Source organism: Bradyrhizobium semiaridum (assembly GCF_020329505.1).
Classification (GTDB): domain Bacteria; phylum Pseudomonadota; class Alphaproteobacteria; order Rhizobiales; family Xanthobacteraceae; genus Bradyrhizobium; species Bradyrhizobium semiaridum.
Window position 1 is genome coordinate 1 of sequence record NZ_JAGKJJ010000102.1, and the last position, 627, is coordinate 627.

Annotated in this window: 1 protein-coding gene; it reads left to right on the forward strand. The window is 67.3% G+C overall.

All coding sequences use genetic code 11. The features are described 5' to 3' along the window. The coding region (locus tag J6500_RS31670) for a 3-hydroxyacyl-CoA dehydrogenase family protein (protein ID WP_225716604.1) at nt 1–627 on the forward strand (627 nt) is incomplete at both ends.

Consider the following 627-nt stretch of genomic DNA (forward strand, 5'->3'; position numbering starts at 1 on the left):
AAGGAAGTGTTCGGCAAGCTCGATCAATACGCCAAGCCCGGTGCGGTGCTCGCCTCCAATACCTCCTATCTCAACATCGACGAGATCGCGAAGGCGACCAACCGTCCGCAGGACGTGCTCGGCATGCACTTCTTCTCGCCGGCCAACGTCATGAAGCTGTGCGAGATCGTGCGCGCCGACAAGACCGCGCCGGACGCGCTGGTCACCGCGGTGTCGATCGCGCGCAAGATCGCCAAGGTGCCGGCGGTGGTCGGCGTCTGCGACGGTTTCGTCGGCAACCGCATGCTGGCGCAGCGCGCCCTCGAACAGCAGCTTCTCGGCCTGCTTGCCGCGCTGCCGCAGCAGGTCGACGCGGTCGTGACCAAGTTCGGCATGCCGATGGGGCCGTTCGCGATGGGCGATCTCGCCGGCCTCGACATCGGCTGGCGCTCGCGCAAGGACCGCGGCATCAAGTCGGAGATCGCCGACGCGCTGTGCGAAGCCGGCCGCTTCGGCCAGAAGACCGGCAAGGGCTATTACAAGTACGAGCCGGGTTCGCGCGCGGCGCTGCCCGATCCCGAGGTCGAGAAGCTGATCGACGAGACGCTGGCGCGGCTCGGCCGCAAGAAGCGCGTCGTCACCGACGAC